We start from the raw sequence: 21,662 nt of genomic DNA on the forward strand, positions 1-21,662 counted from the left end.
CACATATCTGTAATTTCCCGGTGCAAAATGCCCATCCTATACAATAAATCTATAAAACCGTATAGGAGGCAGGAATATGAATGAAACGTACGGATATGTCCGCGTATCCACAAAAGACCAGTGTGAGGAACGCCAGCTGATCGCCATGCAGGAGTTCGGCGTCCCGGAGACAAATATTTTTCTGGACAAGCTCAGCGGCAAGGACTTTGAGCGGCCCCGCTACAAGCGGCTGCTGCGGAAGCTCCGGCCGGGCGACGTGGTTGTGGTCAAGTCCATCGACCGGCTGGGCCGCAACTACGGGGAGATCCAAGACCAGTGGAGGGTCATCACCAAAGAGAAGCAGGCCGACATCGTGGTGCTGGATATGCCCCTGCTGGACACCCGGCAGAAGGCGGAGGACCTGACCGGGACCTTTGTTGCCGACCTGGTACTGCAAATCCTCTGCTATGTGGCCCAGGTGGAGCGGGAGAACATCCGCCAGCGGCAGGCGGAAGGCATCGCGGCGGCGAAAGCCCGGGGCGTAAAGTTTGGCCGGGAGAAAAAGCCCATCCCGGACCGCTTCTACGACTTGTGGGCCAGATTCCGGCGGCGGGAGATCACCGCCCGGGCGGCGGCCCAGGAGCTGGGGGTGGTTCACAGCACCTTTCTAAAATGGGGAGGGATAGTGGAAAAAAGTTTGTAAAATTTTTGTTGGATTTTAGGGTAGACTTTCAAAACCAGCAGCGTGCTTACATAGTATATTCTATATATGGGTGGATTGCTGTTGTCGTCCACTATATACAGTACGACGAGAATTCAAAGCAGTCCACTGTTATTTTACAATATTCGGTTCCAAAAGGTAAACACTGTGAATATAAGGCCATGCTGAAAAAAACCGATATAGAACCGATGGTTATCGAAGCGATTAGAGAGATTGTAAGAAATAAAGAGTATGCTCAAGCAATCAAAAAGCGGATAGGTGTTCAGATTGACCGAAGGCAGTAGACAAAGAACTTGAGGGTTATCGTGCAAAGCTGAAGGAGGTAGATCTAAATAAATCAAGGCTGGAACGAGAAATCGATAATCTTCCTATTGACACCAAGTATCGAGAAAGAAAGCTCCATGACATGACCCTGCGGTTAGATTCCCTTTATGACATCATTGTAGAATTGGAAGAAAAAATTGAGGATGCGATGATGAGGCGGGACGCTATCGCCCAACAGGCCATTACCCTTGAAGGTATTTACAAAATCATGGTGAATTTTGACTGCGTTTATAATATAATAAGCGATGAAGAAAAGAGAGCGGTTGTTACAGCTCTGATTAAGGAAATAGAGCTTTATCGAAACGACGAGTCCGAGTGTCCGCTAAAACGGATTGGATTAAACTTCCCCGTGTTTAAAGATGGTAAGGAAGTTTCGGAACTCTTGTGGGATAAAGGGAATACCGTTGAGACCGTCGTACTGCTGCAGCGGCAGAACGGCTGAACTTTGCATCACAAGGCCGTCGGAAGCCCGGATGTTTATAGTCTGTTTCCTTCCTGTTCACGATTTGACCACAAATTCATGGCATAATAAGGCCCGAACCTGATTTTTACAATGTTTACAAGAAGGATGCGTGTATCAAAATGAAAGCCTGGTTTCAGCGTTTTATGTCGGGCCGGTACGGCGGCGATCAATTCAATCGTTTTCTGGCCGTTGCGTCTCTGGTGTTCCTGATTTTGGGACTGTTTCTGCCCGGATTGTTCGGCGTACTGTTCTATGCCATCGGTTTTGCCATGCTGATCTATTCCTACATCCGAATGTTCAGCCGCAATCACGCCCAGCGCATTGCTGAAAACCGCTGGTACTGGGAAAAGCGCACCGCTGTACTCAATTGGTTCGGCGGCGTAAAGACCCGGTTTTCCCTGCGCAAGACCTATCACTATTACCGCTGCCCGCGCTGCCGCCAGCAGCTGCGGGTGCCGCGCGGACGGGGCCGTATCTCCATCACCTGCCCCAAATGCGGCACCAGCTTTATCAAAAAGAGCTGACTTACTCTACGGCCGGAAAGGTTGACGCTGCGTGTTCGGATATGTTACGATCTATCGCAAAGGGCTGGACAAAAGTGCCATGGACTGCTATCAGGCCTATTACTGCGGCCTGTGCCAGTCCCTGGCCCGCTACGGAAACGCAGCGCGGATGGCCCTTTCCTACGACATGACATTTGCCGCTTTGCTGCTCAGCGCTCTGTACGAGCCGAAGACCGAATTTTCCGCCGGACGCTGTGCCCCCCATCCGCTGAAAGCCCGTCCCCGTGCCGCCAACGAATTTCTGGAGTACGCAGCCGACATGACCGTAGCGCTGGCCTACTACAATTATCTGGACAACTGGCAGGACGATCACAGCCGCGTCAGCCTTCTGGCCGCACACAAACTGGAACGACCCCTGGCCGATATCCGCCAAAAATGGCCGCGGCAATGCGGTGCCATCGAAACCAGACTGGCCGAGCTGAACGCGCTGGAAAGCGCCGGCAGCACCGATCTGGATGCGCTGTGCAATTGTTTCGGCGCATTGTTGGGAGCCGTGTTCTGCTGTCGGGAGGACATATGGGCCCCTGCCCTGGATGGCATGGGCCGGGGACTGGGCGGGTTCATTTACCTGATGGACGCCTATGACGATTTGAAAAAGGATAAGCGCCGGGGCAGCTTCAACGCCCTGGCCACCACCGCTGAAGCATTCGGCCCCGACAAGGCCGGCTTTGAAGAGCGGTGCCATGAACTTTTGACCCAACAGATGGGCCTGTGTGCCCAGAATTTCAACCTGCTGCCCATACTGAACGACACACCTGAGGGGCAGCTGCTGCACAACACGATCTATGCCGGGGTATGGAGCAAATACGCACTGGTAAAGGCCATGCGCAACAAGTCCGGCAAGGCAAGGAAGGGGAAGCAAGACGAATGACCGATCCGTACAGCGTATTGGGCATCCAGCCGGGGGCTGACGAGGAAACCATCAAAAAGGCATATCGCCAGAAATGCAAGCAGTATCACCCCGACCTGCATCCCGACGATCCCACCTGCGAAGACAAATTTAAAGAAGTACAGGCCGCGTACAGCGAGATCATGCGCCTGCGTTCCGGCGGCGGCAGCCGTCAGCAGTCCCAGAGCGGCTACGGGCAAGGCAATGCCGGCGGATACAGCGGTTACGGCCGCCAGAATACCGGGTACCAGGATCCCTTCGGGTTCGGCTTTGGGTTTGATCCCTTTGGTTTTGGCGGCTATGAGACCCGCAGCAACACCGGACGGGAATCCCCCGAAATGCAGGCGGCCAACAACTATATCCGCAACGGCTATTACACGGAAGCCCTCAACGTGCTGAACAGCGTACCGGTGGCCGACCGTTCCGCCCGCTGGCACTATTACGCGGCACTGGCCAATTCCGGGCTTGGCAACAACATTAACGCCCAGAACGAAGCCCGCACTGCCGTAAATATGGAACCCAACAACTTTGATTATCAGCGGCTGCTGGACCGGCTGCAGAACCCCGGCCGCACCTATGCTTCCTACCAGGAGGCCTACACCCAGCCCGGTTCCCGCATGCAGCAGGGCAACTTCTGCCTGCAGGCATGGCTGTATCTGATGATGTGCAACCTGTGCAGCATTTGCTGCTGCGGCGGACGCGGCTTCTTCTGCTGCTGACCATTTTCCATATAAAATCAAACAGCCCCTCTTCCCTGTGCGGCGATCCGCCGGGAAGAAGGGCTGTTTTACTTTGTTTCAGGGGTCGATGCCCAGCAATTTGTGCACAACCGGATACAGGATATCCAGGTTTTCCCGGAACTGGGGGTAGAATTCATCCCGGGTGGAGTAGTCGTAGTACAAAGCCCGTTCGATGCGCCGTACCGCCGGAGCAAAACGGGGATGTTCCCTACCCCCTGCCGCCTTGAGCAGGTCGGTCAGACGGGTGCACTCCACCGCCCAGGAAGCGTCTGTGCCGGCACGTTCGGTCACGCCGGCATGTTCCAGATAGTCTGCCAGCGTCCTGTCGGGAGCGTCTGTTCCACACAGCGGCAGCTGGGGAAAGTATTCTATCCGGGCAGTGTCCGGGTCGATGGACTGGCCCAACGGATACAGGGCGCAGGCCAGCGGACGGGCCGGATGAATGGCACAGCCGTCTCCTTCCAGAAAGGGGCAGTCTCCGGTACGGGCCGAGGGACGCAGTACCAGCACCGGCAGGCAGGTAGCGGAACCGATCTGCCGGCGGCAGAAGGCTTCCGCCACCGTGCGGGGCGGCAGGCGCATCCACCGGGCCAGACGATACAGGTCCAGACCGGACAGCACCAGATCCCGACGGCTGCGGCAGCAGTCCCCGCAGCCCGCGCAGGCGAAAGAAAACGCATCCGACGGCTTCAGCCGCGGGCAATGGTCCAGGGCAGCCTCCAGTTCCGGTTCCCCGGTGCGGCCGGGTTCCAGACTCACAGCTTCACCTCGTTGGGTTCGGGACGTCCGGCAGCCATGTTGCTCACCGCCTCAAAGGCGCTCTGCACCATGCTGGCCACGTTCACGTCGGTATAGAAAGCGGTATGGGGACTGACGATCACGTTGGGGAAGCTGCGCAGCAAGGCCAGTTCCCGGTTTGCCAGTGCCTCTCCGGCGCGGTTGTAGTAGCAGATGCCGTTTTCATCCTCCACCACGTCCAGACCGGCACCGCCGATCTTGCCGCTTTCCAGACCATTGACCAGCGCTTTGGGCTCGATCAGGGTTCCCCGGGCGGTGTTGATGAGGATCACACCCGGCTTCATTTTTTCAATGGCTGCCTCGTTGATCAGGTAATGGTTCTCCGGCGTGGCATTCAGGTGCAGGGTGATGACATCACTCTCGGCATACAGAGTGTCCAGATCCACGTACTCGGCCGTATTGCAGACTTCCTCATTGGGATACAGATCATAGGCCAGGATGCGGCAGCCGAACCCGGACAGGTGCCGGATGACCGTGCGGCCGATCTTGCCCGTACCGATCACGCCGACGGTGCAGCTGGACAGATCCCGGCCCATCTTGCCGGCCAGAGAATAATCCTGCGCCACCGCACGCAGCATGATCTGGTTCATCTTGCGGGTGGCCATCAGCATGAGCATGATGGTATAGTTGGCCACGCCTTCCGGCGGATAATGGCTGTGGGAGACCCGCAGGCCCAGCTCCTTCGCGGTATCCAGCGGAATGTGGTCATATCCGATGCTGCGGCAGGGCAGGTAGCGCACCCCCATTTTGGCAAAGGTCTGCAGGTATTCGGGGCGGATCTCGCAGGGGTTGGTGCTCACCGCATCGCAGCCTTCGGCCAGATGCAGGTTTTCCGGACAGGGCGGCTCGGAAGTCCAGGCGTAGTCGATACCGTACTTCTGTTTGAAGGGTTCACAATACGGCAGTTCATCGAACTCCCGCAAGGTATAGAAAAAGATTTTCATGGCAAAAGCGCCTCCTTGTTACAGGTGAAAATCAAAAACATCGGCCAGCCAGTCGATGCACAGCGGCAGCCAGGTTGCATTATGGGGATCGGGATGGTTCACCTCACGGTGGCAGGTACTGCTGCCGTGGGCCCCATGGGGAAACAGATGCAGTTCATACGGCACATGGCACGCCTGCAGAGCCCCGACCAGCAGAAGGGTGTTCTGCACCGGAACCACATCGTCCTCCACGGTATGCCAGAGGAAAAAGGGCGGCATTCCGGGCTGCACCTGCTTTTCCAGGCTGAAAAGTTCCCAGAGGGACCGGTCATTCCCGGCCAGGTTTGCAATAGAACCTTTGTGGGCAAAATCCCCGGAAGTGATGACCGGATACCCCAGAATCACCGCATCGGGGCGCAGCTGCGAAGCCTCCGCTCCCAGGTCTGCACAGACTTCGGGACGATGGGCCAGCAGCGCCACAGAGGCGGCCAGATGCCCGCCCGCCGAGAACCCGCACACAGCCAGACGGTGGGGGTCCAGATTGAGCGCGGCGGCATTCCGGCGCAGATGCAGGATGGCACCGGCCGCATCCCGCAGCGGTGCAAACCCCAGAGGGGCCGGCGTGGTGTTGGCGGTGGTGTAGGTCAGAATAAACACCTGATACCCCGCGTTGAGGAAGTTCATGGCCACAGGGTCCCCTTCCCGGTGGCCGCAATGGTCGTATCCGCCGCCGGGAATGATCAGTACCCCGGGGCGCACCTTATAATCCGGCATATGGTCGTCGGGGTCGCGCAGGTACCCCACTATGCGGGCACCGCTGGGCATGGTGTACTCATACAGATGCATGATTCTCTCCCCTTTTTATTTGTGCTCGGGCAGCGGATGAGCGGCAATATAGTCATCCAGAATATTGGCCGCCAGCCGGACCAGCTCCGGGCAAGGACGTTTTTTATAGTATTCCGGCGTGCGGGGGCTGGCTACCGGGCTCCCCTCCGCCTTTTTCAGGCCCAGCAGTTCCCGGCAGACGATGCTGCCGCCGCCGTTTTCGGTGCGGTAACGTTCTGCCAGTGCCTGCACTTCCGTATACAGGGCGGTTTTCTGGGACGGGTCCGGGCTGCCGTACAGCGCCCCCAGCACCAGCACGATGCCGGAAAAGGCGCCGCAGACCTCCCGCAGGCGTCCCACGCCGCCGCCGAAGCCTGCCGACATGGTCAGGGCCTGCTCCGGGGTCAGGTGCATTTCTTCCGCATAGGCCAGCGCCACGGACTGGGCACAGTTATAGCCTTTCATAAAATTGTTGTAGGCCTCATCACCATGAATGGACATTGGTACACTTCCTTGTATATTATTATTGTTTTTGTTCTTGGTTTGCTTCAACCAATAGAATAGCGCAAACCTTTGCGTTTGAAAAGAGGGATTTACACGTTTTTGAATTTTTTGTAAAAAGGCCTGTTTTCGCTTGCACTTTGTGCAGCAGAGTGCTACACTATCATTAGCACTTGACTTGTAAGAGTGCTAAATCGTGGTAAAACAAAGAAATTCAGATACAAAGAGGTCGATCATTTTATGGGTATGCATCAATTCAAGGCCGAAAGCAAAAAGCTGCTGGACCTGATGATCAATTCCATCTACACCAACAAGGAGATCTTTCTGCGTGAATTGATCTCCAACGCGTCGGATGCCTGCGACAAACTGTATTTCAAGTCCCTGACCGACACCAGCATCGGTGTGAACAAGGCAGACCTGAAAATCCACATTGCCGCCGACAAGGACACCCGCACCCTGACTGTGAGCGATAACGGCATCGGCATGACCAAGGAAGAGCTGGAAAAGAATCTGGGCACCATCGCCAAGTCCGGCAGCCTGGACTTCAAGCAGGAAAACCAGAACGAGAACATCGACATCATCGGCCAGTTTGGCGTGGGCTTCTACTCCGCCTTCATGGTAGCGTCCAAGGTGACAGTCATCTCCCGTGCTCTGGGTTCCGATGAGGCCTGGAAGTGGGAGTCCAAGGGTGTGGAAGGCTACACCCTGACCCCCGCCGAAAAGGAAGATGTGGGCACCGATGTGATCATGGTGCTGAAAGAGGACGCCGAAAACGAGGACTACAGCCACTATCTGGAAGAGTACACTCTGGCCGATCTGGTGAAGAAGTACAGCGATTATGTGCATTATCCCATCACCATGTACCGGGAAAAGAGCCGTCAGAAGCCGAAGCCGGAGGACGCCGGGGATGACTACAAGCCCGAGTGGGAGACCTACACCGAACTGGAAACCCTGAACAGCATGGTTCCTATCTGGAAGCGGGACAAGAAAGAGCTGAAGGACGAGGACTACAACGAGTTCTACAAAAACCGTTTCAACGATTACACCGACCCGCTGCGGGTGATCACCTCCCGCACCGAGGGCACCGCCACCTACACCGCTCTGCTCTTTGTGCCCGGACGTACCCCCTACGATTACTACACCAAGGAATACGAGAAGGGACTGGCCCTGTACGCTTCCGGCGTGCTGATCATGGACAAGTGCGCAGACCTGCTGCCTGACTACTTCAGCTTCATCAAGGGCATTGTGGACAGCGAGGACCTGAGCCTGAACATCAGCCGTGAGACCCTGCAGAAAGACAGCCAGCTGCGCCTGATCCGCAACAGTCTGGAAAAGAAGATCAAGAACGAACTGCACGCCATGCTGGTCAACGACCGCGAAAAGTATGAGACCTTCTGGAAGGCCTTCGGCCGTCAGATCAAGTTCGGCATCTACGGCGACTACGGCATGCACAAGGATCTGCTGGCCGACCTGCTGATGTTCTTCTCCGCCAAGGAACAGAAGTATGTGACTCTGGATGAGTACATCGAAAAGATGCCCGAAGACCAGAAGTGCATCTACTACGCCGCCGGCGACGATGCGGCCCGCCTGAGCAAGCTGCCCAACGCCCAGCTGGTTCTGAGCAAGGGCTACGACCTGCTGCTGTGCACCGAGGATGTGGATGAGTTCTGCCTGCAGATCATGCACAACTACAAGGAGAAGGAATTCAAGAACATCAATGCCGGTGATCTGGGGCTGGCCACCGATGAGGAAAAGAAGGCCGCCGAAGACGCCGCCAATGAGAACAAGGATCTGTTTGAGGCCATCAAGAACGCCCTGAACGGCAAGATCAAGGAAGTCAAGGCCAACCCGACTCTGAAAGATCATCCGGTGTGCCTGTCCAGCGAAGGCGGACTGTCTATGGAGATGGAGAAGGTCCTGCGCAAGATGCCCGGTAACACCGAGGGCATGGAGAGCACCAAGGTACTGGAACTGAACACCACCCATCCTGTCTTTGCCGCCCTGCAGGCCGCCCAGGCTGCCGGCGACACCGATAAGATCAACAAATACAGCGAACTGCTGTATGACCAGGCCCTGCTCATTGAGGGTCTGCCCATCGAAGATCCTGTGGCGTATGCCCAGCTGGTCTGCGACCTGATGAAGTAACCAAGGGGATCACCCCTGCCAAAAAACAAGCCGGGGCGCCCTGCCGTCCTGTTCCGCACCAAGCGGAGCAGAGGCAGGGCGCCCCGGATTTTTATTGCTTTTCTGAATTCGGTTCTTCTGCCAGAGGCAGCCTTACAACGGTACGGGCACCGTGGGGCGTATTCTGGCCGAATTGCACCTGTCCCCCATGGGCTTTCACGATCTGTTCCACAATGTGCAGTCCCAGCACATGGGGCTGCGTGCCGGAAAGGCAATTGCCCTCCAGAACCGCCAACACCGCCGGCGGGTACCCGCTGCCGGTATCGGCAACAGCCACGGCAAGGGTGGTTTCCTCCCTTCGGGCATGAACGGTGATGGCGCACCCCGGGTTGTGTCTGGCACTGTTGCCCAGCAGATTGGTGAAGGCCCGCCCCAGCAAAGACGCATCCGCATCCAGCACCAGCCTCTCTGCCAGCGGGTCCAGGTCAAAGTCCAGGGTACAGGTCTCCCCCACGCCGGAATTGCAGAAATCGGTAACGATCCGGCGCAGCAGCTCCCCTGCATGTATCGGTGCACGGCGAAGCGGCTGGGCGTTGTATTGCAGTTTGCTGGTCAGGTTCAGGTCCTCGATCAGGTGCCGGATGGTCTGCCCCTGGACCCGGATGGCCGCCGCCTTGTTCCGCTGGTCCGAAGGCAGGGCGGGATCCTGTTCCAGCTGTTCGGCATAGCCGAAAATCAGGGCCAGCGGCGTACGGATATCATGACTGACCCCGGCGATCCAGTCGGTGCGGGCGGCATCCCGCTTGGCAATGATCTCATTCTGGCGCTGCAGTCGTGCACTGGTCTGGTTGAGTTTGCGGGCCACCTCCGCGGTGAAGCCGACGGTGGGCAGCTGTACCGCACCGCCGGCAGCCAGGGTGTCCAGTCCCCTGGCCACACCGGTCAGGGCTTTGGCCCCCCGCCAGCTGAACACCATGCACCCGGCCACCACCAAAGCCACAATGGCCAGCAATGTGGGGACGATGCCCCGGTAAATTCCCTGGAACAGTTCGGTGTAAGAGTAAAAACTGTACCGGAACATAGTGCCCGGGGTACGGCCCAGCACCAAAAGGCCGTTTTCGGTGATCCAGCAGAACACCGGATAATCGGCCAGATACCAGCGGGTGAAGGAGGCTACTTCGGTAACGGTATAAGCATGATCCAGCTGGTCAGGCAGATGGTACTGCCATACCACGGTTCCCTGCTCATCCAGCAGCATGGCCCACTCATACCCGTACAGCCATTCCTGGGTGGTGTGGTCGCTGTTCAGCCGGTAACCGTCCGGTGTCTGTTCCAGCGCTCCGGCGACCTGCTGGGCGCTGTAGCGGACGTTTTCCTGGTATTTGTCGGCATAATAGGCCACGACGCCCACGAACATTGCCAGCATGGCAACGGTCAGCACCAGAACGCCGCCGGCCACCGCCAACGCATACCGGCGCAGCATCCGGCCAAAGGTGCGTATCATGGGCATTCCTCCGTCAGCAATTTGTACCCCAGTCCCCGGGCCGTCAGCAGGCTTCTGGGATGGGAGGGGTCTGCTTCGATCTTCTCCCGCAGGTGGCGGATGTGTACATTCAGGCTGTTTTCATAACCGTAATACCCCTGTCCCCACACCGCCTGACACACCGCATCATAGGTCACGATATGTCCCCGGTTATCCGCCAATTTTTGCAGGATAGTCCGCTCGGTCCCGGTGAGGGTCAGCTGCGTACCGTCCACCCGGTGGACAGACGCATCGGCCAGTTCCACACGACAGGCCGCCAGGTGCAGGATTGCCGCCGGACTTTCCTGCCCGCTCCGGCCCCAGACCCGGCGCAGAATCAGCTGGATACGCAGGAGCAGTTCCTGGGTCAGGAAAGGTTTTGTCAGGTAATCATCCGCCCCCAGCCCCAGACCGAAAAGACGGTCGGCGTCGGCGTCCCGGGCAGACAGAAACAGAGCCGGGATCTCCCCCGCCCCGTTCAGCTCCCGGAACAGAGAAAAGCCATCCCCATCCGGCAGATTGATATCCAGCACCATCAGCCCCGGCCTGCTTTGGGCAAAGACGGCCCGGGCCTGGGCACAGGTCTGGGCCGTATGCAGGCAGGTGTACCCGGCACCGTGCAGCGTCTGGCACAGCAAATCCAGAAGTTCGGGGTTGTCATCCACCAGCAGGATCTCCACATCCTGAATACGCCCCATCCCATGCCACTTCCTTTCTGTCATAACGGTTTTATTATACCCTTCCGGCCGCTCCGGCGCTATGGCTCCCGACAAAACTTAAGGCAAAATTAAGCCGGGTGTCACCCCCGATTAAGGCGCCGCATGTAGGATGACAATGCGGGGACAAAAGACAACCCCGCCGTCAACAGGAAGGGAGAAACACTGCCATGACCAATATCATAGAGACGAAAGACCTGTGCAAGGCCTACGGAAGCCACACCGCTGTGGACCATCTGGACCTGCTGGTCCCGGAAGGGAGCGTATACGGATTTATCGGCCCCAACGGCGCGGGAAAAAGCACCACCATGAAGATGCTGCTGGGACTGATTCACCCCACCGGGGGCACCGTGCGGCTTCTGGGGCAGCGGATGGATGCCCGCAACCGGCTGGACATCCTGCGCCGTACCGGCAGCCTGATCGAATCCCCCGCCGGGTATGCGCACCTGACCGCCCAGGAAAATCTGCAGATCGTGGCGGACCTGAAGCAGGTGCCGCGCAAAGACATTGACCGGGTACTGGAGATCGTGCATCTGAAAGAGTACCGGCGGCGGAAGGTAGGCCAATATTCCCTGGGCATGCGTCAGCGGCTGGGTATCGCCCAGGCCCTGCTGGGCAGCCCGAAGCTGCTGGTACTGGACGAACCCACCAACGGGCTGGATCCCGCAGGGATTCAGGAGATGCGCAGCCTGATTGCCGAGATGCCCCGCACCTGCGGCGCCACGGTGCTCATTTCCAGCCACCTGCTCAGTGAATTGGAAATGATTGTGGACCATGTGGGCATCATCAACAACGGGCAGCTGCTGTTCCAGGGACCGCTGGACAAGCTGCGCCGTCACAGCCGGGGAAACATCCTGCTGGAAGTGCTGAATCCCGGTCCGGCCCGCCGGGTGCTGGGAGCCGCCCGGATTTCCGCCTGTGACGGCGGCGATCCCCACTGCCTGCAGCTGCCTGCCCTGCCTGAAACATCCGTGGCTGAACTGGTGCGGCAGCTGGCCGATCAGGGAGCCGGCGTGGTGGGCGTGACCCGCCGCACCAGGACGCTGGAAGAGATCTTCCTGAGCCTGACCGAGAGCCGCAAGGAGGTGGTCTGAATGCGCGCCTTTTTGGCCGAAGTGCAGAAGACCCGCCGCCGTCACGACCTGCCGGTGGCGGTTGGCATTACACTGATCGTGGTCCTGTGGGCCAGCGCCAGCGCCCCCAGCACCGCCGATGAGCGTGCCGCCGGATACAGCGCTTTGCTGTATGCCCTGCCCATCATGAACGCGGTGGTCATGCCGGTGGGAATGGCAGCCCTGGCCAGCCGCATCTGGGATGCCGAGACCAAAGGGCAGACCTGCAAACTGCTGTTCACCCTGCAGAGCCGCGGCAGTCTGTTCGGGGCCAAGGCCGCCCTGGGGATGCTGGAAAATCTTCTGGTATGCGGGCTGGAGATTCTGGCCATGCCGGTGCTGGGATATTTCCGGGGCTTCACCGAAGCATTAGATACAAGGCTTTGCCTGTGGCTGCTGCTGTGCACCTTCTGCGTAAACGGGATGCTGTACTTTCTTTCCTTTCTGCTCAGCATCCGTCTGGCCAACCAGGTGGCCGCCCTGGCGGTCGGATTCTGCGGCGCCCTTCTGGGACTGTTTGCCGCATTCATGCCCGTATGGGTTTCCTATCTGGTGCCCTTCGGCTACTACATCCCGCTGAGCCCTGTGGGCATGGACTGGGACGCAGATACCCGCATCGCCCGGATGTTCGTCCGGCCTTTGTGCTGGCCGCTGCTGGGGGTCACTGTGCTGCTGGCGGTGATTCTGGCCCGGATGTGCCGTCGGGCCATTGAACAGGAGGAGGTCTGACTATGCTGATCCGCTGTATTCTGGCTGAAAACCGAAAACTGCACGGGGCCGTGATCTGGCTGGTGTTCCTGGTCGTGCCGATGATCTCGGCCTTATACGGTACCTTCAACTTTTTGCAGAACCTGGGCCTGCTCACCTTTGACTGGTACAACCTTTGGACCCAGCACACCTTGTTTTATACCCTGTTCTTCTTTGCCCCCATGGTAGGTGTCTACGCCGCCTACCTGTGGCGGCTGGAACACCTGGGGCACAACTGGAACCTGATCATGACGGTTCCGGTACGCCGTTCCTATATTTTTCTGGCAAAGTTTCTGGTGGTAGCCAAGATGACCTTGCTGACCCAGGGGTGGGTGTTTTTGCTGTATCTGCTGGCGGGCAAGTTTTGGGCCGGTCTGCCAGGATGGCCTCCGGTCATGATCGTGATCTGGCTGCTGCGCGGGGTGCTGGGCAGCCTGGGCGTCATCGCCTTTGAACTGCTGCTGGCCATGGCCATCCGCAGCTTTGCCGTGCCTGTCCTGGTCGGACTGGCCGGTGGGGTGAGCGGCATGCTGGCCGCCAGCCGGGGATTGTCCCTCTTCTGGCCTTTTGCCCTGATGCAGGCCGGTATGAACTCCAACCGGAAAGACGACATGCTGAGCGGTCAGTTTTTCCCCTTTTTGCTGGCCTGCCTTGTCTGGGCCGGGATATTTGCAGGACTGGCCATCCTGCTCCTGCGGGCCCGGGATGTACGCGCGGAATAATTTTCACTGGTATTTTGCCGGATTTTGCGGTATAATGAGCCGGTAAATCCATCTTGGGGAGGAACATCTGCCGATGACTGCCAATGCTGCCGATTTTGCCGGACCGTCCTGCGGGCGCCGCTACGAAAAAGAGCTAGAGACCCACTTCCGGGATTGCCTGCTGTTCTACCTGGACGGGCGCATCAAATTTGAGCGCTACTGCTACGGGGAAGCCGCCTGTCTGGTATTCAGCGTATGGGCCCACGGGCTGGATGAGACCGGAAAGATCCTGTGGGACAAGGAGCCGGAATTTGAGACCGACCAGAAGGCTCTGCCTCGGGTACTGACCGATGTGCAGGAAGAGGGCACCGCCCTGCAGTTTGACGGCATGCGCAAGCGGTATGTGCTGACGGAAGAATTTGACACCGATAAGATGAACGGGTACAGCCGCTTCAAGGTTTTTTTACTGCGGCAAAAACATCATTGATCGAGAAAGGCCGGGGTCCCTGACGGGGCCTCCGGCCTTTCTGTATTTTTTCGGTTTTTTCCGGTCGTCCGGTATCATCTGCCGGAAACCTCCCCTGCCCCGGTCTGCCACCCGGACAGGTCCGCTCTCTCCTTTGACCAGGTTTCAGAGAATGGCCCGCAGCACGCCTGCAGCCAGCACCCGGACAAAATCGGCGCCGCCCGCTCACCGGGAGAGAGCATTCCCGCCATCCCCGCTGCCACCGCCGCAAAACCGCCTTTCCAGCAGATCTGTACCGCAGCTTCCTTTTCCCGTTCCGCTCCGGCCGGCATACCGATGGCTTGTTCCTGCATACCGACAGTATGCGGCGGTTGGGTATATGTATCCCAGCAGGTGCTGCGTACCCCGCCGGGGACGGCCATCCTTCTCATCCTGACCAGCTCCTCCTCTGGAATAGTAAGCGCCGGGGAACGTCATCTGTTTCCCGGCGACAGAAAGCCCGAATCTTCACAGTCCCAGACACTCCAGCAGGCGCGTGCAGGAATCCTGCGGAAAATGATTCAACAGGCTGTCCTGTTCGCTCTGCCCATGGTAATCGCTGGCGGCACTGTACATCAGGTCATACCGGTCGGCCAGCTGTTTCAGTGTTTGCCGCTGGTTGTCATCATACTGCCGGTAAAGTACCTCCATGGCACCACGACTGCCGGCCAGCTCCTTGAACTGCTTGAGCAGCCGTTCATTTTCGGTTTCGTCAAGGCGGTAATAGTACAGATGCGCCAGCACCGCCGCACCGCCTGCCGCCAGAATGGCCCCCACCGCCTCTTCCATGGACACATACCGCAGCGGATTGGGAACAAAAGCCTTTCTCTGGCCGTACTGTCCGATATAAACGTCAAACGCCTGATCCACCGTCTCCACATAGTGCCGCTCCTTGAGTATGCCGGCAATGACCATCCGTCCGATATGGCGTTTGTCCGGATAAAGGCGGCGCAGATCCTCGTAACTGCCCAGATCAATCCCACACAGGCGAAGGCGGTCCAGAATCGCATTGATATACGGTGCGCGGTCCGGCTTATTGTGGAAAAGGACTTCCTGTATCCGGGGGCTGCAGCGATCGAACCCCAGCGCCACAACATGGATTTCCACTTCTGCCTTCTGGGATGTGGTATACAAGCAGCTGATTTCGGCGCCCTGTATCAACCGGATCGCCGGATGTCGGGCCTGCAGCCCGTCAATGTCTTCCGTATAGTTGTGATCGGTGATGGCAAGTACGCCGATCTGTGCCTGCTCCGCTTTGGCGCACAGCTGCTCCGGTGTGCACACACCGTCGCTTTTGGTGGTGTGGGTATGCAGATCAATATAAGAATTTTCCATCACTTGTTTCCTCCCTTGCAGAATGGATTGCTTTGACGAAGGAGCTGGTTTCTTCGGCTGCAGTTCGATTGTATCAGAAGAATTTTGCATCTACAATTGACTTTTTGAATATATTATTCTGCATGTTTTTTATACAGGTGCATTTCATTTTTAATTGTTTCATATTGTATTTCTGGAACGATATTACTATAATACAGACACAGGATCTTCAAAATTCCTCAGGAAAGGTGGTCAGGAAATGAAAAGCAAACCCATGCCCTGCCGGCAGGAGCCCACAGAACCCATGTCGTACAACGCTATGATCAAATCCAGATTGTGCCGTTGGAAAACCAACTACGAAGAAATGCACGCAGCCAACCTGAACTACACCGCCATTGCCAACAAGATGGAGGAGGATTTCCACATCCGGACTTCCCCGCAAAAGATCAGCGCCATGTTTGATATCCTGTCAGACCGGGAAGTCAAGCTGCAGGAAATCGTGGCCTTGTCCCAGATCTTTCATTTTCCCCTGCAGGATATCTGTGAGTTTCCCAACGCACCCGCTTCCAACGCACTGGAAATCAACGCTTTGCTGAAAAAACAAAAGCAGGACCGTTCCATCTGTCCGGTCGGCAACGACTTTTATGACGGGCAGTATTACTGCTACTACTTCAAGCCCAAACTTTCCGAGGACCGGCTGAAACCGGTGGAGGAAGGCAGCATTGAAGAAGCCGCTATGAGCATCAGCATTTCCGGCGGGCACTCCACCATCACACTGCACGAATTGAAAGCCAACACCACCTTCTACGGCGAGCCTATGCCCTGCTTTACGCTCAAGGGAAACCTGTATCACTTTGAAAGTTCCAACATTGCCTACAGCTTCATTTCCAGCAGTGACGGACGGCGGGCCATGGCCCTGATGTTCTCTTACCTGGATCTGAGCAGTGATATCCGCTATTACATGACCATGGGAATGCTGACCTTCTCCCTGAACCAGGTGCACGCGCCGCTGTTTCAGAAAATGGCCGTCTTCCGGGTGAAGCAGGATTATCGGGATCCCCATGTGGACAATATCCTGCGGGGAATCCTGGCACTCAACACCTCCCCCATTATTCTGGACGAGGACACCATAAAACAATTGATCGACCAGGAACCCATGCTGGCCAAACTGATTGCGCCGGAAAAGGCCATCAAGAAGTGCTATGCATTTTCTGAAAATACCATCCGGGGCAACTCCTTCTTCCTGCTGGATGACCGGCAGAAGATTGAAATTCTGCTGCTTCTGAAAAAAAGCAGCCTCTTCCCCGTACAGGAACTGGTGTCCGAGTCGGATACTTTTACGGATTTCATCAAGGCCTATCAGCGGGAGATGCTGAAAAAGCCGATCCCGGATCCCACCACATAACCAACAAAACGGCAGGCTCTGCCCCTTTGAAGGGACAAAGCCTGCCGTTTTTCTGCCTGTGTCGGGATCGTCCTTGGTTTGCAGCCGGACATAGCAAAAGGACCGTGAAACTTACGTTTCACGGTCCTTTTGACGGGCTGATCTGACGGCCCTTGTTTGGTCCGAGTGGCGAGAGTCGAACTCACGGCCTCTTGAACCCCATTCTCCCAGCTTTCTGGTATGAGCGAAAGTCGCAGAAAATTAACACTATATATCGTGTTTTTTTCGTGCAAATTATTCCGCACATTTGGTATGATTCATGCGCATTCAATACGTATTCAATACGCCACAAATATAGATAATTGTCGAATTGCGAATGTAAGATTCCGGCGCTTACCCCAAAAACAAAACAAATGATAACAATAACCTTCGTCAGTTCCTCTTGGTATAAAATCGGATGCCTTTGTGAATATGTCAGGTATGGATTCATGGAGCGATCGTGCTACCCTATTTGTATGAAATAAGGGGGTCACTGTGATTTCTTGTACGAGAAATATAGGATGCCTTTGTGGTGCTTAAGAACACCAATATTATACCATTTCCAACGCGCAAAGAAAAGTCTGTTTACATACGAAAATCGCTAGGCCATTGTAGCGATTTCGGACATACCGATTTGTACCTGTTTTTATGCCTCTATACCAAGTTTGACCCACCTATTTTTATGAGAACTTTTAATGACTTTTCGCTTTCCTTCAATTCAGTACTTTTGGATAAGCAGTAAAAATCGCTTGGGTATTATTCGAAGATTTTACCTTTCAATTCAATAAATAGAACTGCTTGTTTCGCATGGCGGCTTCTGGACGACAGTGGTTCCACATAGCTTACTCTCGCGGAAGAGAACTCGACTTCATTTTGGTCATAAAGTGGTGCAAGTGCATTACATAAATCGGCAGGCATATTCCCGATATCCTTTCCTTTTCGCGTAAACACCCGAAAATTGTTTGAGTTGTAAATGTTATCTTTATCACGCTGGATCTGAATTGGATCATCTACTTTGACTTTTTCAATTTGTTCAGTTCTACCATCGTATCGGGTGCCCTTCACCTCGAACCGAAGCGAAAATTCCTGAGTTTCCGGATTATATACTCCATCATATTGGTCGAGATACTCCATCATACCAGGTTCAAAGTAGTCCGGCCCAACTATAAAAGATAGTTCATGTCGCTTGTGAAGCTTTTCAAGCTCTATAAGAAAAGCCGCTTTTTCTTCCACCCCCATAGTTACACCTCCTCAACGCTCTCCAGCTCTCGATAATACAAATTTTCATTGGCGTAGAAACGCTCCAGATACCTGTCATAATAGGCGCCCGTGCCTTGGGCTTTATAGATAAGGTCCCATTTATCCACCTGATTGCAGCCATATTTTTCTGCAATTTCCGTCGTCAGATCAATAACGTCCACACTTCCATGCCTTTGTATCAATGTATTTGCAAACGAACCAATTGTAATGTTGTTCTCTCCTTTGTAAAGGATAATTGTTCCAAACATACTACTGGAGGAAAATCTATTATCTGCAATAAGCAAGTTTGCATAAAACCAGTCTTCAAAACCAAGGTCATCCAGTTTCGATTGGAAGCCGGACAAACGAAGAGAACGCACACTGAAGTAAGTATTGTCATCAACTGCATCATAAACATCATCGCAATACTCACAGATCATTTGTTTTGTTATCCCAGCCTGTTCCAACTTCCGAATATTGATAATACGATCTGGGGCATACTCAATAACCGTCAGACTGCGTTTCAGTGCCATCAGCTTTTGCGAGAACATAATGACTGATGCAAACCTTTCTCTGTAAGGTCTAACATTAATCATATCTTCGGAAGTAAGCAGATGTTCATAATAGCTTTCAAGCGAGGAATAGTTTTGAACTGCATATCGGGAAAGAACAACAAATCCCATATTTTTTAAGTTATAGGGGTTGATCTCTTCCACATCTGCACCAGGTACCACTTGCTGATAAATTTTTCTAATTTCATCAAAATAATAGAAGTCTTCCCGCAATGCGCTTTTTAACTTATTCTGATTTTCCGGAGACATCACCTTTTGCGTTATGGAGTATACGTTTTGGTGGTTATATATTGCAAAGGCTTGAAGGTAAGTACTTGCCACCGTAACCGCGTCATATCCGTACTCGCGAGATACCGCTTCTGCCAACGCTGGCGCAGAAACAGGAGACATTTCCGCCATAATATCAAAAATAGCTGAATTTCGGTCGAACTCGCCAAATCGAATATTAGGAGTTCTGCAACTATGGAAATTATGATAAGCCCCCTCCGGCAAGATTTTCTTTAACAAGTTGTGCAATTCATACCGGTCATGGATATCATATTTGCGCATCAAATCGGGATAGTCCCTCACAAGTTTCTCTGTAGAAATTTCGATATTCTCATACGAGCTCAAGTTTAGCCTGTCCAGAAAATCGGTGTAATCTCGGCTATCTATATCATAGTAGCGAATCATTTCATTTTGCTTCCACAGAAGGAACCGCGCTGCCGCCAAACGGTTTTTCCTCGTGCGGTGGATTGCTTTGGTATAGTATAGTTTCTCATCGTAGGGAATATCTTCCTGCTCCAAAAAATCATTATATATTTTGGTGAAACAATCGAACGAAACATCTTGTCGGCAGAACTTCTTTACAACTAATTTTTCCAAATCACTTCTTTTTTTCTCTACCCACGTTTCATCAATATACAGCTTATTACGATTGAGATAGTTTTTGATTTTTAGGCGTTGAGAAACTTCCAGACCCTTTCTATCTTCCAAAGCCTCTGACAATTCTTTTGTTCCAGGTTTCAAATCAATTGTTTCCAAATATTGCCATGTAGCTTGTGAAATACCTAACCATTTAATACTATCTTTTTTATCAAGTTTATAAGTGGAATACAGATATTGATAGTAATCTTCGTCGAAATAACTTCCCCCAGTTTGTTCAATATAATATTTTCGAACTTTTTTTACCTGCTGTTTTACGATCTGTCGAACACGCTCTCTTGTTAGACCGCATTCTTGAGCCACTTCCTCCAGAGTGCTGCCTTGTAAGCGCATTTGAACAATCGATTTATTACGGGGGTCTATATCAGGGCATGACATTAGATAGTCTTCGAATCTAGGATAAATTCGGAAGCAGCGATAATCTACATATTCCAGCACACCAGACTTAATTAATTGTCCCAAAATCTTTTTAATTCGTGTGATGTCTATAGAAACAGGCGACTCTATCTTGTCCACCAATTCCTGAAGGCTTAGCCCAGAGAATCCGATAGAGTTGAAAATGGACAGAATACGTTTATTAAGGCTTTCGTCGTCCCAAAGAGCGTTATTATCCCCTCTGCAGAACGCATTAATGCGAGAAGCATTTAGTTGAACATATTCTTCAATTTTTTGAACAAATTCATCTATAGCTTGTTGGCTTAGTCCTACATCTGTAAATAAAGTCGATGGACGAAGAAAAGCAATATCCAGCAGCGTTTTATAGCCGTTGTTCTTCAGCTTTTTGGCACTACTTTTGGTTAGACCAATATTGTCAATAAGTACATTGTTAATTCGAATATACTCTTGAATACTTTTTTGGTATGCTGGTTCAAACAAAAGTGTCCGTGCAGGAATTTCACTTTTAGGGACGTTTTCTTGAACAGCATATGCAAGAACCTCGTTCTGCATTTGCTCAAGATACGTTTTTACCGCTTCTGCTATTTCGTGTGCAGACGCCTTATCCATACGAGGAATTTCCTGCAATTGTTCTTCTGTCATGAATGCGATCTGCTCAAGGTCATCATATCCTCGAAAAGACAGTAGATTATAAGCTTTCACCGACAGAAATGCCAAATCTGAAATTTTAGTCTTAGTCTTTTTTAAGTAGCGCAAGACCAGTTGTTGGCTATTATCTTCTGATATCCAAGCATCAAAATTCAGGTTTTCCGTTTTTCCCGAGATACTATCTCCAATCACTTGAGTATTAACAGCATTTTCGCCAATTTCCTTATATGCGGTCTGCTTTTGAAGAATTTCTTCCACAGACTTTTTTCCTAAGTGAGGAATAGAAAAAAGCTCCTCCTCGCTCAAGTCCATCAATTGACCAACTGTATAACAACCTGCCCGAGTCAGTGCATGCTGTGAACGTACAGATAGTCCTATCACATCAATAGGCAACTTAGAAACGCTCATAAGAGTCCCTCACTCTGAAAGCTTTTTCTGGAAATTTGCTACGATATTTGCTAATTCTTGCAGCTCCGACTGCACATTTTCTCTATCTTCCGGTCCCATTGTGGCAAAAAGGCGTGTATCAACATCCGTCAGGAGTTCAACGCACTTTCGCATATTCTCAATTGGCTTCGCTTTAAGCTGCTGAGCTCTGGATTTCTGAAGTGCCCGCTCCATAGAATTTTTCAGTTTCTCTGCAATCGCATAATTTTTCTGTGCAAAAGAATCTATATCCTGCTTTGAATGAATATCTTCTGTTATATACTGCTCATAAAGTTGTTGCTCCAGAGTCTGCTGCTCAGCAAAGTATTCCGTGTAAGAATCACTACGAATCAGTTTCTTAATATCACGGATGAATTTACGCTGATCCGGAACTGCATTCATCATCACATTGTCGAAAGCAATGTGCTTCAGTTGCCCTTTTTCCAAATCATTCAGCTTTCTCAATTGGGCCATCATTTCGCGGAACAAGCTATAGACCTGATACTCCCGCGCTATATGGTACTGTTCCGGAAGTTTGAGATAATCCAAAAACTCGCAGATTACCTT

22 protein-coding genes are annotated in these 21,662 nt (G+C 53.5%); 11 read left to right on the forward strand and 11 right to left on the reverse strand.

The window, feature by feature from the left end; translation table 11 throughout:
- Positions 1 to 76 precede the first annotated feature (76 nt).
- The 5 genes from Q0K17_RS05060 to Q0K17_RS05080 all read left to right on the forward strand — a co-directional run bounded on the left by Q0K17_RS05060 (position 77) and on the right by Q0K17_RS05080 (position 3,658).
- A complete protein-coding gene (locus Q0K17_RS05060) occupies positions 77 to 682 on the forward strand; it encodes a recombinase family protein (protein WP_294540613.1) in 606 nt (201 codons plus the stop codon).
- Positions 683 to 1,106: 424 nt separating this feature from the next.
- The gene (locus Q0K17_RS11265; RefSeq protein ID WP_366776721.1) at positions 1,107 to 1,466 is read left to right on the forward strand and encodes a hypothetical protein; all 360 of its coding nucleotides are present in this window, start codon (positions 1,107 to 1,109) and stop codon (positions 1,464 to 1,466) included.
- Between the two features lie 140 nt (positions 1,467 to 1,606).
- Entirely contained in the window at positions 1,607 to 2,011 is a 405-nt protein-coding gene (locus Q0K17_RS05070; RefSeq protein ID WP_294540615.1) for a hypothetical protein, read from the forward strand.
- 31 nt (positions 2,012 to 2,042) lie between these two features.
- Positions 2,043 to 2,921, forward strand: a complete 879-nt coding sequence (locus Q0K17_RS05075; protein WP_294540617.1) for a DUF5685 family protein — start codon at positions 2,043 to 2,045, stop codon at positions 2,919 to 2,921.
- Positions 2,918 to 3,658, forward strand: coding sequence for a J domain-containing protein (locus Q0K17_RS05080; protein WP_294540619.1), 741 nt, complete (start codon positions 2,918 to 2,920; stop codon positions 3,656 to 3,658). Before Q0K17_RS05075 ends, Q0K17_RS05080 begins: the two co-directional genes overlap by 4 nt.
- A 78-nt stretch (positions 3,659 to 3,736) precedes the next feature.
- Here the strand turns inward: Q0K17_RS05080 and Q0K17_RS05085 are convergent, their stop codons facing one another.
- The 4 genes from Q0K17_RS05085 to Q0K17_RS05100 are packed head-to-tail and all read right to left on the reverse strand — an operon-like array spanning position 3,737 to position 6,726.
- Positions 3,737 to 4,438, reverse strand: coding sequence for a YkgJ family cysteine cluster protein (locus tag Q0K17_RS05085; protein WP_294540621.1), 702 nt, complete (start codon positions 4,436 to 4,438; stop codon positions 3,737 to 3,739).
- Positions 4,435 to 5,421 carry a D-isomer specific 2-hydroxyacid dehydrogenase family protein gene (locus Q0K17_RS05090; protein ID WP_294540624.1) on the reverse strand — a complete coding sequence of 329 codons (987 nt, stop codon included), beginning with the start codon at positions 5,419 to 5,421 and terminating at the stop codon, positions 4,435 to 4,437. Before Q0K17_RS05090 ends, Q0K17_RS05085 begins: the two co-directional genes overlap by 4 nt.
- Positions 5,422 to 5,439: 18 nt before the next feature.
- Complete coding sequence (locus tag Q0K17_RS05095) at positions 5,440 to 6,246, reverse strand: alpha/beta hydrolase (RefSeq protein WP_294540626.1); 807 nt, start codon at positions 6,244 to 6,246, stop codon at positions 5,440 to 5,442.
- Between the two features lie 15 nt (positions 6,247 to 6,261).
- Positions 6,262 to 6,726, reverse strand: a complete 465-nt coding sequence (locus Q0K17_RS05100; RefSeq protein ID WP_294540628.1) for a C-GCAxxG-C-C family protein — start codon at positions 6,724 to 6,726, stop codon at positions 6,262 to 6,264.
- A 240-nt stretch (positions 6,727 to 6,966) separates the two neighbouring features.
- Between Q0K17_RS05100 and htpG the strand changes: the two genes are divergently transcribed.
- Positions 6,967 to 8,871, forward strand: coding sequence for a molecular chaperone HtpG (gene htpG / locus Q0K17_RS05105; RefSeq protein WP_294540630.1), 1,905 nt, complete (start codon positions 6,967 to 6,969; stop codon positions 8,869 to 8,871).
- Between the two features lie 91 nt (positions 8,872 to 8,962).
- Here htpG and Q0K17_RS05110 read toward each other — a convergent pair whose 3' ends face one another.
- Together Q0K17_RS05110 and Q0K17_RS05115 are read right to left on the reverse strand one after the other, a co-directional pair.
- Positions 8,963 to 10,354, reverse strand: coding sequence for a HAMP domain-containing sensor histidine kinase (locus tag Q0K17_RS05110; protein WP_294540632.1), 1,392 nt, complete (start codon positions 10,352 to 10,354; stop codon positions 8,963 to 8,965).
- Positions 10,351 to 11,070: a response regulator transcription factor gene (locus Q0K17_RS05115; protein WP_294540634.1), complete on the reverse strand. Its 720-nt coding sequence runs from the start codon at positions 11,068 to 11,070 to the stop codon at positions 10,351 to 10,353. Before Q0K17_RS05115 ends, Q0K17_RS05110 begins: the two co-directional genes overlap by 4 nt.
- A gap of 188 nt (positions 11,071 to 11,258) precedes the next feature.
- On the opposite strand from Q0K17_RS05115, the gene Q0K17_RS05120 reads away from it, so the two are divergent.
- The 4 genes from Q0K17_RS05120 to Q0K17_RS05135 all read left to right on the forward strand — a co-directional run bounded on the left by Q0K17_RS05120 (position 11,259) and on the right by Q0K17_RS05135 (position 14,135).
- Positions 11,259 to 12,182 carry an ABC transporter ATP-binding protein gene (locus Q0K17_RS05120; protein WP_294540636.1) on the forward strand — a complete coding sequence of 308 codons (924 nt, stop codon included), beginning with the start codon at positions 11,259 to 11,261 and terminating at the stop codon, positions 12,180 to 12,182.
- Positions 12,183 to 12,929: an ABC transporter permease gene (locus tag Q0K17_RS05125; protein ID WP_294540638.1), complete on the forward strand. Its 747-nt coding sequence runs from the start codon at positions 12,183 to 12,185 to the stop codon at positions 12,927 to 12,929.
- A 2-nt stretch (positions 12,930 to 12,931) separates the two neighbouring features.
- Complete coding sequence (locus Q0K17_RS05130; protein WP_294540640.1) at positions 12,932 to 13,669, forward strand: ABC transporter permease; 738 nt, start codon at positions 12,932 to 12,934, stop codon at positions 13,667 to 13,669.
- Between the two features lie 73 nt (positions 13,670 to 13,742).
- Positions 13,743 to 14,135, forward strand: a complete 393-nt coding sequence (locus Q0K17_RS05135; RefSeq protein WP_294540642.1) for a hypothetical protein — start codon at positions 13,743 to 13,745, stop codon at positions 14,133 to 14,135.
- 74 nt (positions 14,136 to 14,209) lie between these two features.
- Here Q0K17_RS05135 and Q0K17_RS05140 read toward each other — a convergent pair whose 3' ends face one another.
- A complete protein-coding gene (locus Q0K17_RS05140; RefSeq protein ID WP_294540644.1) occupies positions 14,210 to 14,467 on the reverse strand; it encodes a hypothetical protein in 258 nt (85 codons plus the stop codon).
- Between the two features lie 154 nt (positions 14,468 to 14,621).
- Complete coding sequence (locus Q0K17_RS05145; RefSeq protein ID WP_294540647.1) at positions 14,622 to 15,488, reverse strand: PHP domain-containing protein; 867 nt, start codon at positions 15,486 to 15,488, stop codon at positions 14,622 to 14,624.
- A 298-nt stretch (positions 15,489 to 15,786) separates the two neighbouring features.
- On the opposite strand from Q0K17_RS05145, the gene Q0K17_RS05150 reads away from it, so the two are divergent.
- The gene (locus Q0K17_RS05150; RefSeq protein WP_294540648.1) at positions 15,787 to 16,872 is read left to right on the forward strand and encodes a hypothetical protein; all 1,086 of its coding nucleotides are present in this window, start codon (positions 15,787 to 15,789) and stop codon (positions 16,870 to 16,872) included.
- Positions 16,873 to 17,646: 774 nt separating this feature from the next.
- Here the strand turns inward: Q0K17_RS05150 and Q0K17_RS05155 are convergent.
- From Q0K17_RS05155 to Q0K17_RS05165, 3 genes are all read right to left on the reverse strand, one after another.
- On the reverse strand, positions 17,647 to 18,129 hold the full coding sequence (locus Q0K17_RS05155) for an HIRAN domain-containing protein (RefSeq protein WP_294540650.1): 483 nt from the start codon (positions 18,127 to 18,129) through the stop codon (positions 17,647 to 17,649).
- A gap of 2 nt (positions 18,130 to 18,131) precedes the next feature.
- On the reverse strand, positions 18,132 to 21,077 hold the full coding sequence (locus Q0K17_RS05160) for a DNA-directed RNA polymerase subunit alpha C-terminal domain-containing protein (protein WP_294540652.1): 2,946 nt from the start codon (positions 21,075 to 21,077) through the stop codon (positions 18,132 to 18,134).
- Between the two features lie 9 nt (positions 21,078 to 21,086).
- Positions 21,087 to 21,662 (reverse strand): hypothetical protein (locus tag Q0K17_RS05165; RefSeq protein ID WP_294540654.1); only part of this gene is annotated, 576 nt, incomplete at its 5' end.

The organism is uncultured Gemmiger sp. (assembly GCA_944388105.1).
Classification (GTDB): Bacteria; Bacillota; Clostridia; order Oscillospirales; family Ruminococcaceae; genus Gemmiger.